At 69.4% G+C, this 14,735-nt stretch carries 10 protein-coding genes and 3 pseudogenes; 4 read left to right on the top strand and 9 right to left on the bottom strand.

The window, feature by feature from the left end; all coding sequences use genetic code 11:
- The 5 genes from AB0D29_RS10415 to AB0D29_RS10395 form a co-directional block, all read right to left on the bottom strand.
- A partial coding sequence (locus tag AB0D29_RS10415; protein ID WP_362853113.1) for a hypothetical protein occupies positions 1-311 on the bottom strand: 311 nt, incomplete at its 3' end.
- Positions 312-705: 394 nt separating this feature from the next.
- Positions 706-3,483, bottom strand: coding sequence for a tetratricopeptide repeat protein (locus AB0D29_RS10410; protein ID WP_362853112.1), 2,778 nt, complete (start codon positions 3,481-3,483; stop codon positions 706-708).
- Between the two features lie 266 nt (positions 3,484-3,749).
- Positions 3,750-4,175 (bottom strand): hypothetical protein, encoded by a 426-nt coding sequence (locus AB0D29_RS10405; RefSeq protein ID WP_362853111.1) that lies wholly within the window; start codon positions 4,173-4,175, stop codon positions 3,750-3,752.
- Between the two features lie 1,661 nt (positions 4,176-5,836).
- Positions 5,837-8,185 (bottom strand): protein translocase subunit SecD, encoded by a 2,349-nt coding sequence (gene secD / locus AB0D29_RS10400; RefSeq protein WP_362853110.1) that lies wholly within the window; start codon positions 8,183-8,185, stop codon positions 5,837-5,839.
- 99 nt (positions 8,186-8,284) lie between these two features.
- Positions 8,285-8,662 (bottom strand): hypothetical protein, encoded by a 378-nt coding sequence (locus AB0D29_RS10395; RefSeq protein WP_362853109.1) that lies wholly within the window; start codon positions 8,660-8,662, stop codon positions 8,285-8,287.
- A 610-nt stretch (positions 8,663-9,272) separates the two neighbouring features.
- Between AB0D29_RS10395 and AB0D29_RS10390 the strand changes: the two genes are divergently transcribed.
- Positions 9,273-11,006 (top strand): Imm49 family immunity protein, encoded by a 1,734-nt coding sequence (locus AB0D29_RS10390; protein ID WP_362853128.1) that lies wholly within the window; start codon positions 9,273-9,275, stop codon positions 11,004-11,006.
- Between the two features lie 179 nt (positions 11,007-11,185).
- Here the strand turns inward: AB0D29_RS10390 and AB0D29_RS10385 are convergent, their stop codons facing one another.
- The 3 genes and pseudogenes from AB0D29_RS10385 to AB0D29_RS10375 all read right to left on the bottom strand — a co-directional run.
- Positions 11,186-11,380 carry a hypothetical protein gene (locus AB0D29_RS10385; protein ID WP_362853108.1) on the bottom strand — a complete coding sequence of 65 codons (195 nt, stop codon included), beginning with the start codon at positions 11,378-11,380 and terminating at the stop codon, positions 11,186-11,188.
- Positions 11,381-11,492: 112 nt separating this feature from the next.
- Positions 11,493-11,639, bottom strand: a pseudogene (locus AB0D29_RS10380) (XRE family transcriptional regulator); the annotation flags it as partial.
- Positions 11,640-11,696: 57 nt separating this feature from the next.
- Positions 11,697-11,965, bottom strand: a pseudogene (locus AB0D29_RS10375) (DUF6247 family protein); the annotation flags it as partial.
- A 371-nt stretch (positions 11,966-12,336) separates the two neighbouring features.
- On the opposite strand from AB0D29_RS10375, the gene AB0D29_RS10370 reads away from it, so the two are divergent.
- Both AB0D29_RS10370 and AB0D29_RS10365 read left to right on the top strand, forming a co-directional pair.
- Positions 12,337-12,783: a hypothetical protein gene (locus tag AB0D29_RS10370; RefSeq protein ID WP_362853107.1), complete on the top strand. Its 447-nt coding sequence runs from the start codon at positions 12,337-12,339 to the stop codon at positions 12,781-12,783.
- A 191-nt stretch (positions 12,784-12,974) separates the two neighbouring features.
- A pseudogene (locus tag AB0D29_RS10365) lies at positions 12,975-13,141 on the top strand (ISL3 family transposase); the annotation flags it as partial.
- Positions 13,142-13,198: 57 nt separating this feature from the next.
- Here AB0D29_RS10365 and AB0D29_RS10360 read toward each other — a convergent pair.
- Positions 13,199-13,801 carry a DUF6000 family protein gene (locus AB0D29_RS10360; protein ID WP_327135385.1) on the bottom strand — a complete coding sequence of 201 codons (603 nt, stop codon included), beginning with the start codon at positions 13,799-13,801 and terminating at the stop codon, positions 13,199-13,201.
- A 675-nt stretch (positions 13,802-14,476) separates the two neighbouring features.
- On the opposite strand from AB0D29_RS10360, the gene AB0D29_RS10355 reads away from it, so the two are divergent.
- Positions 14,477-14,713 (top strand): hypothetical protein, encoded by a 237-nt coding sequence (locus AB0D29_RS10355; protein ID WP_362853106.1) that lies wholly within the window; start codon positions 14,477-14,479, stop codon positions 14,711-14,713.
- Positions 14,714-14,735: the final 22 nt, after the last annotated feature.

Below are 14,735 nucleotides of genomic sequence, written 5' to 3'. Positions count from 1 at the left end.
CCGTTTCCGGAGCGGACCCCGAGTACGGCGACGCCGGTCTTCTCCAAGATGTCCCTCAGCCGGGCCGCATCGCAGTGCACCATCCCGGCGGCCGCAGGGAGCAGGTGCGCGCCGATCGCCGCGTCGGTGAACCCGAGCAGCGTGGGCGGCTGCTCGTCGTCGGGGAGGATCATCACCGATCCGGTGTCGGTGACGGGAATGGACACCCCGCCCTCGAACAGCGCGGCGAGCACAGCCTCCGGCTCGGGCTCATGCCCGTCCGCACGGCGGTCGAGAAGGTCAGCGAGGCGTACGTTCGAATGCTCGATCACGCGTGCAGCGTAGTGCCCGGTCGTCCGCGCCAGCCCCGCCCCATCGGCATCCGACCACTGGTCCGCGCGGATCTCCCCGGCCACGAGAGGGGAGGGTCGGCAGCCGGCCCCCACACATCGCCGACGACATGCACCGCCGGGCCGGGGCGAGTTCGTACTCGTCCACCCCCAGGACCCGCACCGTGCCGGGTTCCTCGAGGTCAGAGGCTCGCAGAAGCCCTAACAGGGTGTCTTTAGCCACCGCCATTCCCATCCGTCGGGCCAGGCGGGCTCCGGTCCGGCCGCCCAGAGCCTCTGCGACGCGCGCCAGCAGCTTGCGAAGGACCGGAGCGTGTCGGGCGTGAGGGCTGGTCAGTCCCGGTATCTGTCAGGCCCCCGCGCCAAAACCGGCAGATCACACAGGCTGGCCCGGCAGGCTCTCGCCTTCCAGCTCCGCCAGCAAGCCGGCAGCATCCCTCTCTTCGGGAACGCCGAGTCTCCGGTAGACCGTCAAGGCTTCCCGGAGTCCGGCCAGGGCCGCCTCCGGGTTCCCCGTCTTGGCGTGACAGCGCGCGATACCTTCCAGAGCCTGCGCCCCCTCCAGAGGCAGCGAGAGCGCCCTCGCGATCTTCAGTGCTTCCTCATACACGCTCATGGCCGCGGCAGGGCCTCGTGCCTCCGTGAATACTTGTCCCAGCTCATTGAGAACCTCCGCCTCACCGTTGCGGTGGCCGATGTCGCGGTGGAGGGTGAGGGCCTGTTCCAGGTGGGTGGTGGCATTGTCGTAGTCGCCCCGCAGCCGCCACAGGGTCCCGAGTTCGTTGAGAGTGTTGGCTTCTCCGAGGCGGTGGCCGATGTCGCGGTGGAGGGTGAGGGCCTGTTCCTGGTGGGTGGTGGCATTGTCGTAGTCGCCCCGCAGTCGCCACACGGTCCCCAGGTTCTTGAGGGTGTTGGCTTCTCCGAGGCGGTGGCCGATGTCGCGGTGGAGGGTGAGGGCCTGTTCCTGATGGGTGGTGGCATTGTCGTAGTCGCCCCGCAGCCGCCACAGGATCCCGAGTTCGTTGAGGGTGTTGGCTTCTCCGAGCCGGTTGCCGATTTCGCGGTAGAGGGCGAGGCCCTGTTCCAGGTGGGTGGTGGCATTGTCGTAGTCGCCCCGCAGCCGCCACACGATCCCCAGGATGTAGAGGGCATTGGCTTCTCCATAGCGGTGGCCGATGTCGCGGTGGAGGGTGAGGCCCTGTTCCAGGTGGGTGGTGGCATTGTCGTAGTCGCCCCGCAGCCGCCACAGGATCCCGAGGTCGTTGAGGGCATTGGCTTCTCCATAGCGGTGGCCGATTTCGCGGTGGAGGGTGAGGCCCTGTTCCAGGTGGGTGGTGGCGTTGTCGTAGTCGCCCCGCAGCCGCCACAGGATCCCGAGGTCGTTGAGGGCAGCGGCTTCTCCGAGCCGGTTGCCGATCTCGCGGTGGAGAGTGAGGCCCTGTTCCTGGTGCGTGGTGGCGTTGTCGTAGTCGCCCCGCAGCCGCCACACGGTCCCCAGGTCGTTGAGGGCAGCGGCTTCTCCGAGCCGGTTGCCGATCTCGCGGTGGAGAGTGAGGCCCTGTTCCAGGTGGGTGGTGGCCTTGTCGTAGTCGCCCCGCAGCCGCCACAGGATCCCGAGGTCGTTGAGGGTGTTGGCTTCTCCGAGGCGGTTGCCGATTTCGCGGTAGAGAGCGAGGGCCAGTTCCAGGTGGGTGGTGGCGTTGTCGTAGTCGCCCCGCAGTCGCCACACGACCCCCAGCCCGTTGAGGGCGTTGGCCTGGTCGAGGGGGTGGGTGTGTTGGTTTGCCGTGGTGGCGGCTTCACGGTGGAGAGCGGCAGCTTGGCCCCAGGGCCCGTCCTGGCGGAGAAGGGCGGTGACGCCGACTGTGAGGACGATGGTCCGGTTGTGCTGGCGTGTGGTCTTGACGTGGGTGATGGCGGCGATGAGGTTGGCGCGTTCGGTCCTGAGCCAAGCCATGCCGTCTGCCTGGGTAGCGAGTGTCGGGGCGGCGTGTGGGGCTGGCGTGGTGAGGGTCGGGGTCTGGGGACGGGTGTAGCTGGAGGTAAGGGTGTCGGCGTGGAGGCTGGTGTGTTGGTAGTAGTCGAGGAGCCGCTGTTCGGCGTCGTGCCGGCCTGGGTCTGAGGCGGCGTTGGTTCGAGCGTAGGCGTGGATGAGGTCGTGGAGGCGGTAGCGGCCGGGGGCGGGTTCGTCGATCAGGTGGTCGGTGTAGAGGGCGCGTAGTTCTCGGCGGGCTTGGTTGAGGGGGATGTTGTCGAGGGCGGCAGCAGCGTAGGCGTCGATGTCGTCGCCGGGGTGGATGCCGAGGCGGGTGAAGAGGCGTTGACGTTGGGGTGGGAGGTCTTGGTAGGAGAGGTCGAAGGCGGCGGTGACGGCCCGGTTCCCGGCTTCGAGTTCCCCGAGCCGGTCTTGGGCGGCGGTGAATTCGGCGGCGAATTGGGTGATGGTCCAGGTGGGGTGGTGGGCGAGCCGGCCCGCGAGGAGCGCGATCGCGAGCGGCAGGTACCCGCACAGCCGCACCGTCTCCTCCACGGCCTCGTCCTCGCCCGGGGCAGGGGTACGGCCTGCGAGGCGGGTGAAGAGGAGGGCGGCCTGGTCGGGCGGGAGGGTGTCGAGGGGCATGGGGTCGGCTCCGTCGAGGGCGATGAGGCGGCGTCGGCTGGTGACCAGCACGAGGCATCCGGGGCTGGCGGGAAGGAGGGGTTCGATCTGGTCGGTGCCGGAGGCGTCGTCGAGGACGAGGAGGAGTTTCTTCGTGGCGGCGTGGTCGCGCCACATCGCTGCCCGCTCGTCCAGGCCCGCAGGAATGGCCTGGGGCGCGATCCCACGGCTGGCCAGCAGCGCCGCGAGCGCATCGGAGGGGTCGGAGGGGCTTTGGCCCAGGGAGTGGGCGTGGAGGCGGATGAAGTGCTGCCCGTCGGGAAAGCGGGGGGCGAGCAGGTGTGCGGCCCTCGTTGCGAGGGCGGTCTTCCCGATGCCGGGCATGCCATCCACGGTGTGGATCACCACCAGCTCACCCAGCCCCGCCGTCCGGGTCAGGCGTTCGAGTTCGTCTTCGCGACCGGTGAACCCGGTGACGTCCCGCGGCAGCGTCCCCGCCACCGACACCGGCGCCGGTGCGTGCTGTACCACCTGCTCGGCATGCTCGACGGTCACATGGGTCACGATGTGCTGGGTTCCCCCGTCACCGAACTGCACACCCTTGGCACCTCGTAGATCAGCCACTCATCCCCCTCGGAAGCGAAAGATCCCGCACCCACGTTCCGGTGGTCGCGGGACGGGTACCACCCGGACCGGCCGGTTCACGCTCGCACGCGGCCGGCCGACCAGACGCTGATCATGCTCCTTCGGCTGCCTATCCGAGGGCGGGCCGACCGGGCTGTTTGCGTGGTACGGCAGCCGATTGGCGGGTCGGGCGTCGGCTAGTAGATGTGCTGGGTGCTGTGGTCGCCGAACTGAACACCGGTGGCGCCCCGGAGGTCGATGTCCCCCACGGTACGCCCGCCCCTGTCCTCGGCCGGGGCTAGCTCGGCGAGCAGGGACCTGAGTTCATCGGCCGCGGCCGGGTCTTGGAGCAGCAGGCGTCGCAGCCGGATCCGCCATTGGGCTTCGATGTCGGCCGTGAGCGCATCGTCACCATCCGTGCGAGCCGCGGCGAGTTCCGTCCGGGAGGCCTCCAGTTCCCCGGCCACCACGGCCTGGACTCCGCCGTCACCGCCGCCGGGGGTGGTGCTCCGGGTCAGAAACCGGGAAACGCGGTCGCGGACCCCGGACCAGGCGTCCGTGACCATCAGCCCGACCAGCGCCGTCGCCCCCGAGGTCGCCAGACCCACCAGCTCCGCCTCCACGCCACCCACCCCTTCGATCCCCGCACCCCTGACCGTCCTTGCCCACGGTAGACCTGGCGGGCACGGTACCGACAGCCCTGGACAAGTCCTTCGTCGGGCCAGGGCCAAGGGCACATCGGGCCCTGCTCTCCGCGCGTGCGGGGCTCGCGCGGCCTTCCGCCGGCGAATCTTCGCGTGGATCCGGGCGGGCCCCTCCGGCCGATTCCCTGCAGCAGTCAGAGAGCCTCCCACCGGCGGCCTACCGGTAGGTGTCGTGGCAGAGCTGGCTGATCGCCGGACTCGTGCCCCGTCCCCAGCTCCGCATCCTCGGCCGTCGGCCGCACGGTTGTGCTGCGCCTGGAGCAGGCCCGTCAGGTCGCCGCGCACTTGGCCGCCGCCGACCCCGGACACCCCTGGCAGGGGTGCGGTTCGCGGCGGCATGGGGCAGCAAGGACGTCCGATACGTGGATTTGGTCCGCCCGGACCTGGTAACCGAGATCAGACACCTTCGAATACGGGGCCCAATGGTGCTGCTCCGCCGTCTCCGTCGGCATCGGCGGCGAAGCCGGATCCGTCGCCCTGTCACTGCCCGCCGACCAGAAATACCGCCTCGGCGACACCACACAACAACTGCGCAGTAAGGCCGTCCCCATCATGCTCGTCCTGCTCCTGCCGGCCTACTTGTTGGAGTGCTCAGGCAGGTACGGATGAACGGTCTCTGTCGCTGATCTTGCGATGATGCTGGGTTCAGGTTCTGAGGAGGATCCGGGTTCGGAGGAGGTCGAGTTTGGCTCGGCCGTATCCGGCTCGCTTGATCAGCTTGACGCGGGTGACCTGTCCTTCGACCTGTCCTGAACTCCAGGTTGAGGAGAGACCGGCGACGACGGCGTCCTGGTCGTGGAGGAGGTCACGGTGGCGAACCGCTGCAATGACGGCAGGTCGCTGTTGTGGACCTGCTCGATCCAGTCGAGGACGTCCTGCCCGCGCCGCTCGTGCATCAGGACAGCGAAGGTGCGGACGTGCTCGACTGCCGTGTCGAGTCGGGGCAGGCGGCCGGGCGACCAGTGCAGGCGGAGCTTCTCCTCGACGATGGCTCTCAGCGCCGGCAGCTGGGCAAACGACGGCGAGACCTCTCGGTCAGCAGGCGTCAGGTGACGGCCGGACCGCCTCTGCGGACCAGTGCGAACTCCGCCTGACTGGGCAAGAAAAGCACGGATGCGGTGCATCGGAGGGCCCAGAGCCCGCCCCATCGAGTTGAAGGATTCGCCCCTCACGCCACCGGCGCCAGATCTCGTCCTGCTGGACCGCCGAAAACCCGTAGTCACGCACGTGCACCTCCATGACGGCGTGATCATCTACGAGGTGGTGCATCGACCGTTTGAGCCCACCATCGTTTTCTGAGGATCAGCCCGAAACCATCGGATCGGGTCCCAGGAACCTCAACAACTCCCCCAAAAACCACGGCCCTTCAATAACCCGCCAACACCCTCTGATGAGGAAATCCGGAAGCGAACGCGTAACATCCCGTGGCCGAAAGTCATGATGGTGACGGAGGTGCCGCTTCCCCGGGCATCGTGCCGACCGGGCCTCCACGGAGCGTGGCCGCGGTTGTCGGAGCTCCATGGAGGCCCTGTCGGCGCGTGATGGAGGCTGCCCTCGGCCTCAGGACGGTCCTCGCGGGCTCAGACGACCGCCCCCGTCCCCCTCTCCTTCTTCCTCCGAACCTCCAACGGGCCGTACCCGTACGGGACTTCCTTCGCGGCACGACGGTCCCGTGCCGGTGGGGGCGTCGGGTTGCGGTGTTCCAGGGCGATCGCGATCGGGACCGCGGTGAAGATGGTCGAGGCGATGCCGACCAGGACGCCCGCGATCAGCGCCACGGAGAAGTCCGCCAGCGAGTCGCCGCCCAGTACCGCCAGTGCGGTCAGGATGAACAGGGCACCCATACCCGTGTTCACCGTGCGCGGGAGTGTCTGGACCACCGCGTGGTTGGCCGTTTTCTCCAGGTCGCCTCGGGGGTCTCGGCGGCGCGCTTCGCGGACGCGGTCGAAGACGACCACCGTGTCGTTCACGGAGTAGCCGATCACTGTGAGCAGCGCCGCCAGGAAGACGCTGTCCACCGGCCTGCCCAGCCAGGCGAACAGGCCCACCACGAGGAGGACGTCGTGGACCATCGCAGAGACTGCCGCTGCCGCCAGGGTCCAGCGGAACCGCACGCTGAGGTAGATCAGCTGGGCGGCCACCGCGATGCCCAGGGCCAGGAGCGCCTTCTGGCGTAGTTCGCTGCCGAGGCTCGGGCCGATCTGTTCGTCACGCTCCACCGTGACGGTTCCGCCGGGCTCCTCCAAGGCCGCCTTGACGCGCTGCTGTTCGTCGTCGGTGAGCTTCTCCGTGCGTACGGTGATGTCGCCGTCGCCGGACTCCTGCACCACCGCGCGCGGGAACCCCGCGTCGGACACGGCGTTCCGGGCCGTGTCCGCGTCGACGGACCTGCTGGTGCTGTACTCGACGAGGCGGCCGCCGGTGAACTCCACGCCGAAGTCCAGGCCGCGGATGAGGATTCCTGCGACGGCCACCGCCACCAGGAGTGCGCTCGCGCCGAGCCAGCGGCGACGGTGGCGGACCAGGTTCGGGTTGCGGCGGGACAGCCATGTGCGGACCCGGCCCGTCGAGGCGATGCCCGTCAGACCGGGACGCTTGCGTACGAAGCTGCGGGCGACGGCGAAGTCCGCGAGCGCGCGGGTGATCACGAGCGCCGTGAGCATCGATGCCAGGACGCCGATGCACAGGGTGACCCCGAAGCCCTTGACCGGGCCCGTGGCGAAGAAGAACAGCAATCCCGCGGCGAGCAGCGTCGTCACGTTCGAGTCGATCACCGCGCTCCACGCCTTGGCGAAGCCGGTCCTCACCGGCTTCGCCAAGTCCTTGGTACGGACGCCCAGGTACTCCTCCCTGGCCCGTTCGAAGACCAGGACGTTCGCGTCCACCGCCATGCCGATCGCCAGGACGAACCCGGCGAGCCCGGGCAGCGTGAGCGTCGCGCCGAGCGCCACCAGAGCGGCGTACGAGATGAGGCCGTACAGCGCGAGGGCCAAGGCGGCGAGCGCACCAAGGAGCCGGTAGACGACGGTGATGAACAGTGCGGTCAGGGCGATGCCGATGAGCGCGGCCTTGGTGCTCGCCTCGATCGCGTCGGCGCCGAGCGTCGGGCCGACCGTGCGCTGCTCCACGACGTCGAGGGGCACCGGCAGCGCGCCGCCCTTCACGAGCGCTGCCAGCTCGCGCGCCTCGGCCCGGCCGAAGCCGCCGCTGATCTGCGTGGAGCCGCCGGTGATACCGGTCCCGCACACCACGTCCGCGGTGACGCCGGGCGCCGAGATGATCTTGTTGTCGAGGGTGATGACGACACGGCGTTCCGGAGCGCCCTGAGGCGCACAGGCCGCGTCCGAGGTGATCTTCGCCCAGGTGTCGCCCGCGCCCTTGCGGAAGTCGAGGGAGACCATCCAGCCGCTGAGCGACTGCTGGTCCAGGACCGCCTCGGCGTCCTCGACCCCCTCGCCGGTGAGGGCGGTGGGGCCCAGCTTCAGGTAGCTGCCCGGCCGGTCCGGGTCGGGCAGGGTGCGCGATCCGTCGGCCTCGGGCTGCGCGGAGCCCTTGTCGGCCGTCGCCCCCGTCACCGGGTGGACCGTGAGCTGTGCGGTGCGGCCGATGACCTCGGCGGCCTTGCGCGGGTCCTGCACTCCGGGCAGTTCGACGATGATCCGTTTCTCGCCGGAGCGGGCGATGCCGGGTTCGGAGACGCCGAGGGCGTCGACGCGCTGCCTGAGGACCTCCAGAGCGCGGTCGGTGGATGCGGCGTCGGCCTTGACGGTGGGTGAGTCCCGGGTCTCCAGGACGATCTGGGTGCCGCCGCGCAGATCGAGGCCGAGGCGGGCGGATTGGGTGAGGGCGATGTAGAGGGACAGCGCGACGGCTGCCAGCGCGACGATCGCCCTCCACAAGGGTGGGCGGGACAAGGGTGCGCGAGACATGCGTACTCCACGATGAGGGCAGGACGGAGGGACGCGTGACCGGCCCCGCGCGGTGTGCGCCGGGTCAGAAGGGTCAGGCGTCGATGACGGTCTGCGTGCTCATCGGTGGGGCGGGCCGCGCGGGGCGGCGGACTCGGCCGGCCTGCGCGGCGGCGCGAGTGCGGTGGCGGGGCCCGTGTCGGGCCCGCCCAGGGGGCGGCGCGGGGCCGTGTCGACGGCCGTACGCGCGGGGCCCGCAGGCTGCGGGCCCGGGATGTGGGCGTCAGGTCGGTGCGTGACCGCGACATGCCGCGCCGGGTCGTCGTCCGGTCCTGCCCCTTGTCCGGCGTGCCCCGCCACCGAGTGGTGGGCGAGCGGCCTGTCGGCGGGCATGGGCATGCCCTGCGCCCCGGCCACCGGGACGAACAGCGCGAGGACGGTGACGACGAGGGTCAGCGCGGACGCGGCCAGGCGCGCGGAGCGGCTCTGTTGCGGCACGCGTCCCCCGATCCCTTCGGTGCTCGTCGGGTGCGCACGGCGTGGCCCCGCCCTGCTCAACGTATGGGGCGCCCCGGTCCGTTCCGTGTTCCTCGGCAGTTCTTCGGAAGTCGAAGAACTTCAGCGACAGCGCGAAACCCAGCCGGTTCGCCGCCCCCGACTTGCTCCGAAGCCGCTCCTGGTCCTCCTCCAAACAGCGTCCAGACCTCGATCAAGTCCTCCGGCTCCCACTCCTGCCGCACTCCGCGCTCCCTCCGGTCTTCGTGACCGGACCAACGTCGCCGAGCGGCTCCTCGAATCCGGAAAGATCGAAAACCCGGACAAGCCACCCCGGATGCGCTGCAGAGAGCTACTTGTCACTTCGTGGCAGCGTCGGGAGGACAGGGGCCATATCGACGGCCATACGGCGATCCGCGCATACGCGCGAGTGCACTCTCCACTCCTACGCCCTTCGCGCCCCGCCCGCCTGCACACCGCGCTGGGCTCCCGGGGCGACGCGGCACGGCACGGCACAGGGCCGTGATCATGTCGCCGGCCTGTCAGAGTCCGCACCTAGGCTGTCGCAGAGATTCGATCAAGGAGCTGGGCAGTGCGAATAGAGCGTCACCAGGTGGGCGGGGCCGCCGTGTCGGCAGCGCGCGAGGACTTCACGAACCGCATCGGGCGTCAGGTGCACTCCATGTCGAGGGCCGGCCGGATGGCCACCTACGAATGGCAGTCGATCGCGGACGAGTTCCTCGACTACCTCGGCGCCCTGTCCGTCGAGACACCCGACCTCGACACCGCGGAGGCGAAGGCCGCCCTTAAGGACGCCTCCGAAGCCGCGGCCGGCGCCGTCGCCTACGCCGCGTACCACCCGCACTGCACGTTCAACGTCTTCCTGGAGTACGTGAACTTCGGCATGAGCTACGACCCCGGTGACGACGCCCCCGAGGAGAGCGTCACACCGGTGGAGTGGATCGACGCGCTGTGCCTGTCGGTGCTCCGGGACAAGACGAAGTGGCACGGGGAGCAATTCACCTTCGCCCGGCGGAAGTTCGCCGAGCAGGCGAAGGGAACGCCCATCGGCGAGCTCGCCACGGGAATGACGGCCGTGGTCCTGGACGACGCCGGCGACGGGGAGTACCCGCCGAGTGCGCAGGCCAAGCTGGCTGCCGTCGACGCGGCTCTGGAGCGGATCCGGACCCGCGTCGGGGAGACCGGCGAGCCTCTCCTGGACCGGCCGGACAGCGCGGCGCTGCAGGCCCTGCGCGCGCTGGCTGCCGAGGACCGGGATGCTTTCGATGCGGCGCTGGCCGGCCTCCTGACCAGGCACGCCGCCCTGCACTGCTCGACGACCTCCCCGAGCAGCCTGCTCCCGCTCGTGCCTCTCGCCCTGGCCGCGATCGCGTACCGCACGCTGGGCTGGGCGCCGGCTGTCAGCAGTGACTACCTCCCGCACGCGCTGGTCACCGGCTTCGAGACGCAGGGACCTCGAGTCGCGGGGTTCGGCCACCACCGGCGGCCGGACGCTGTCGCCGCGCTCGCCGCGGGCCCGCTGGTCGTGGAACGGCCGGACTGCGAGCGGGATGGGATCCAGCGGATCGAGGCCATGTACGAGGAACACCTCCGCGAAGCGTTCACTCCCGTCGACGGCAAGCCCCTCGCCGTCTGGCATCTGGGCAGCGTGCTGGAGGACCAGAAGCGCCTGTTCCAGTGGCGGGCGGGAAATCCCGGCGACGTTGCGGACGCCCAGCTCGCCACTCTTCGGCTGGCTTCTCAGATGGGGGCGGCCCTGTTCCGCGTCGCGCTGGCGGAGCCGGACACCGAGGTCGAGGTGTCCATCGGCGGGCGCACCCTGCGCTACCCCGCCAAGCGGGGCAGGGAAGCCGGTGCCGGGTACTGGCAGATGGCCGTCGCCTTCGCCCTGATCACCGGCGTGCGCGAGGACCTCGCTCCCCTGGTCCTCACCGGCCCCACCTTCGCCGGCCCGGACGGATCCGCGTTCACCTCGTACCGGAAGGCACTCCATGCCTACCTGACGGGCGCCGAGCCCGAAGCGGCCGCGCAGCGGGCGCTGCAGGAGGCCGAGAAGGCCAAGGACTGGGGCTTCGCGATGCCGCCGGCCGTGCTGCTGTCGCAGTTCGTGGAGGGCGACGAGGAGAGCTTCAACCTCGCCCTGGCCGACGCGCTCGAAGCCCATCGCGCCTACTACCAGGTCGCCGACCGCGCCGACGGCCCCGAAGTCTCGGTCAACCTCGACGTCCTCGCCCTGGCCTGCCACGCCCGCCGCCGCGGCTGGGCCAACCGCGTGGAGTCCCCCTACCTGCCGCAGTACGTCCTGCGGACCGCCGAACCCTTCTAGGAGCCCTACGACCGCTCCTCCGGCCCGGATCTTCGAAGCCGCCGGGACGTCCACACCCGTGCTGATAGCGTCTGTGTCGTGGAAGGCCGAGGCTCAGCCTTCCACGTAAACCCCTGAGTCCGGGATGCGCCTCGGGACGGCCTCGCGGCCCGAGGCTAAGCACAGGGGCGCGGTCTCGGTCAGCTCGGTTGCGTCGCCAGATGCTCAGCCGTTGGGGCGTGGTCGCGCGGAAGCCCGGCGAGGGACGGCGCGAAGCTCGGCATGGGGCACTCGAGCAACTCGTCCCCATCGTTCGTCACGAGCATCGGCACGGGGTTTCCCGGCTTCTGGATCGCCTCATAGCTGAAGTCCCCGGCTTCTGGCATGTTCTTCATCAGCGGCGCGGTGAACCGCTCGGACGGGGTGCGATCGGGCTTGTCCTGCTTCTTTCTCCTCCATATGGCAACGATTGTGCTTCCTGTGTCCCATCCGGACAGGCGACAGGGTTCAGAAGGAGACGTCGAAGCAGCCGATGTCGGTGAACTCGACCCGAAGCTGGTCGGCTCGGGTTCCGCCGTCCTTGAAGTAGATCTCCTGCAGTCCCTCGGCGACGATCGCGCGCAGGTCGAGGTCATCGGAGCCCCGGGCCCGAGCGTTCGGCGAGGACCTTCGCGGCCGGTGTCGAGAGGCGGACCGCGTACGGCTGCAGGCTCACCGGCGCCGCCGGCCACGGAGCTCGGCCACGTCCACGAACCCGGCCTCGTCGAACCCGGAGGCCACGAACGCGTCGACCGCCGGGGCGGAGACGAGCCGGGCTTGCCAGACGTAGACGACCTCGTACAAGGCGTTCAAGGGGAACGTCCGCCGCGACTCCTCCAGCGCCTGCGCCCACTCCTGCTCGAACGCCGGCACCCACCCTCCGCGCGGTGGTCGGCGCGCAGCTGGGCGAGGAGTTCGGCCGGCGCGCCGGGCGCGGGCGCGCCAAAAGTGCCTGGGCGACCTCGGCTGGAGACATCCCGAACCGCAAAGGACCCACACCGGCTCCCGACCGCAGCTCCCAGCACTCCCGCTCCACATCCACGCCCATCCGTACACTCCTACGTTCCGACCGGTCCGGATCAGGCCCCATGCACAAGACCATGGGTCAAGGTGCCAACTCAGCTGCACAAGTGCCAACAGGAGTGCTGGTCTCGGCCGGAGTCATTCTGAAACGATCAGTTAGGTTCGCGTCCGGGCCATGTAGGTCGGGTGATGAGCAGCGCGGCTGGGCCCGGACGCACACCACATATTTGAGCGTGTTCAAATATGATGAGAATGTGGATGCGGGCCTGGCTGTTGGGGTGGAGTTGCTGTGGGATACACGGGTTGGTGGCGTGCCGGGCTGATGGCGGCCCTGGGCGCGGTGACGGTTGCCTGCAACTCTGCGGCGTACCACGCCGTGGGGCTCTCGGCCGACCAGCTGGCGGGGCAGTGGCGCAGCAGGGAGGGGACGGTCTTGAACTTCCACGAGAATGGAAGTTTCACCGGCGACGACGTTGCCCTGTTGTCAGCGGCAGAGCACTGCGGCGACAGCGCGCACCTGTCCGCCGGCAGCTGGCACTTCGGTTCGGAGCTGGACGAACCGGTCGATCGCGATTCCTACCTGCAGCTCACGTTCCCCGGTCCCGACTGCAGGGTTCCAGTCTTCCTCTTCGGCGACGTGGATGATCCCGTGATGTGTCCGACCGGCGGCGATCCCGACGCCGGCTGCCAGTACGACGAATACCTCCACCGCGTCACACCTGCCCCCGCGCCCTGACCAGGCACCAGCTTCGTCGAGTCCGGCGGTGACCGGGGTGCCTGGGCGTCTGTGGGTCGGTGGGCACAGCAAGGGCCGAGTCGCCGGGCACGTTCGCTCCTTCGGACAAATGCTCACCCGATTGCGAAGGCCACCTCACCCAGGAGTGGATCGCGGCTGTTCGTGCTGATGACCTACCCGGCCTGCACAGCTTCGCCAACGGCCTCGAACGCGATCTGGCCGCGGTCGTCGCGGGGCTCTCCACTCCTTGGAACTCGGGCGTCGTCGAGGCCACGTCAACCGGATCAAGATGCTCAAGCGCCAGATGTTCGGGCGGGCAGGCTTCCACCTTCTCCGCAAGCGGGTCCTACTGGCGTGACGCAGAGCGGCCGCGTCACAGGCCTTGTGTCAGAGCCTGATGTGAAAGCCAATGAGGTCAGATGTCGGCGCCTTCCTCGATGACGGCGCAGGCGAGGCGGATGCCGCCCAGGTCGTTGGAGATGCCGTCATCGCCGTGCATGTGGGGCGCGTCTTGGAACCACTGCGGCCACAGGCCGCCCTCCTGGAGGAAAAGGCTGGCCCGGTCCTCGTGCAGGACGGAGTCGGTGTAAGCGAGGGCGCCCATGGCCGTGGGCTGGTCGTAGGCGAGGTCGGGCCGACGCAGGTAGCGATCCAGGTAAGCGGCGAGCAGGTCGGCGTCTCGTGCAGTGCCGAAACTCGCCAGCGCCACACAGTAGGCCCCACCCGCGCAGCAGACCTCGCTCTCCAACAGCAGTGCGCCCAGGCGCTCGCGGAAGTGGTCACGGCGCGAGACGGCGGCGAGCCATGCCGCGGTCCGCCGCTCGCGCCAGCTGCCTTCGAAGAGGATGGTGAGCTCGGCGTCGGAAACAGCCTTCGCATCAGCGGCCAGGGCATGAATGAACGGTTCGTACTCCTCGCGCGACATACGAAGTACCGCTCCGCCGAGCTTCAGATAGCGACGCTCGGGCAGGCAGTAGCGGCGGTACAGGGCCTGTATCTCGGGGTCGTGGCGGATCACCACCCCATCCTCTCGCGACAAACACACAGCTGAGGTTGTGGGGCCGGAATGCGCCTGCGGTGATCCCGGGACGGGAGGGATCCATCTGGGGCGCGGGTCTGGTGAACGGGGTGGCGGTAGCACGGAGCGTAACTGCTCCACAAAAGTTGAGCCAGAGCCTCAGAGGCAGGAACGGTTGTCGCCGGGTTCAGGGAACGACTGCGGGCTGCGCCGAAGAATGTTGGCGAGAGGCAGGAACAGCGGTCTGCTCTTAGAAGCCGTTGTCGTACCGAACTTGATCGGCGGGTTTCCACAGTTCAGGCATGATGCCGGCATGGCGAGGCATGCTCGGGCCGTTGGGTTGTCTCGTTGGTGGAGGTGCCGGGATGGCGTCGGTGGTGGGTCTCCTGGAGGACCGGGAGCCGGCCGCGCGTGAGCGCGTGGGGGAGCTTCGGTTGGTGGCGGACCGGGTACTCGCTGAGCTCGCCGAAGCGGAGACGGCACGAGTGGCTGATCGCCCGGCAGCGCGTTGGCGAGGTTCTGTCCGGGCCGCGGCCCGGACAGGCAGGTGAAGTTGGCCCGGGAGCCGGTGAGTCTTCCGGGTCGGGGCCCGTGACGAACGCGCCCGCCGAGGTTCCCCTACCGAGGGCCGCGCGATCGGGCTCGATCGTCCCGGTGTGGCGTCCCGCGCTTTCCATGGACGCGCTCGCTCCTCACTACCAGCGCATCCTCGCGACGCTCACCGAACAAGCATCCGGCGGAAAGCCAGTGACGTCCTGTCAGGAGATCACTGCTGCACTCGGACTGGAGCCGGTTCCGGCAAGTGTGGAAGGATTTCGATCGAAGATGAAGCGGCTGGCCGACCGGGGCTGGGCCGACGAGCCCACCCCGGGACGGTTCACGCTCGCCGCCGGGCCAGCCGGCGGCTCATGAACATCGTCATCGACCACAGCAC

The sequence above is a fragment of the Streptomyces sp. NPDC048424 genome, from assembly GCF_040651555.1.
In the GTDB taxonomy this organism is placed as follows: Bacteria; Actinomycetota; Actinomycetes; order Streptomycetales; family Streptomycetaceae; genus Streptomyces.
Note: the sequence above shows the minus strand (reverse complement) of the source record. Positions and strands in the feature narration are given on the sequence as shown.

Bases quoted from the DNA above. Each gene is read 5' to 3' on its own strand.
- secD (WP_362853110.1), bottom strand. From the start codon at position 8,185: ATGTCTCGCGCACCCTTGTCCCGCCCACCCTTGTGGAGGGCGATCGTC.
- AB0D29_RS10385 (WP_362853108.1), bottom strand. From the start codon at position 11,380: ATGAAGAACATGCCAGAAGCCGGGGACTTCAGCTATGAGGCGATCCAG.
- AB0D29_RS10355 (WP_362853106.1), top strand. From the start codon at position 14,477: ATGGACGCGCTCGCTCCTCACTACCAGCGCATCCTCGCGACGCTCACC.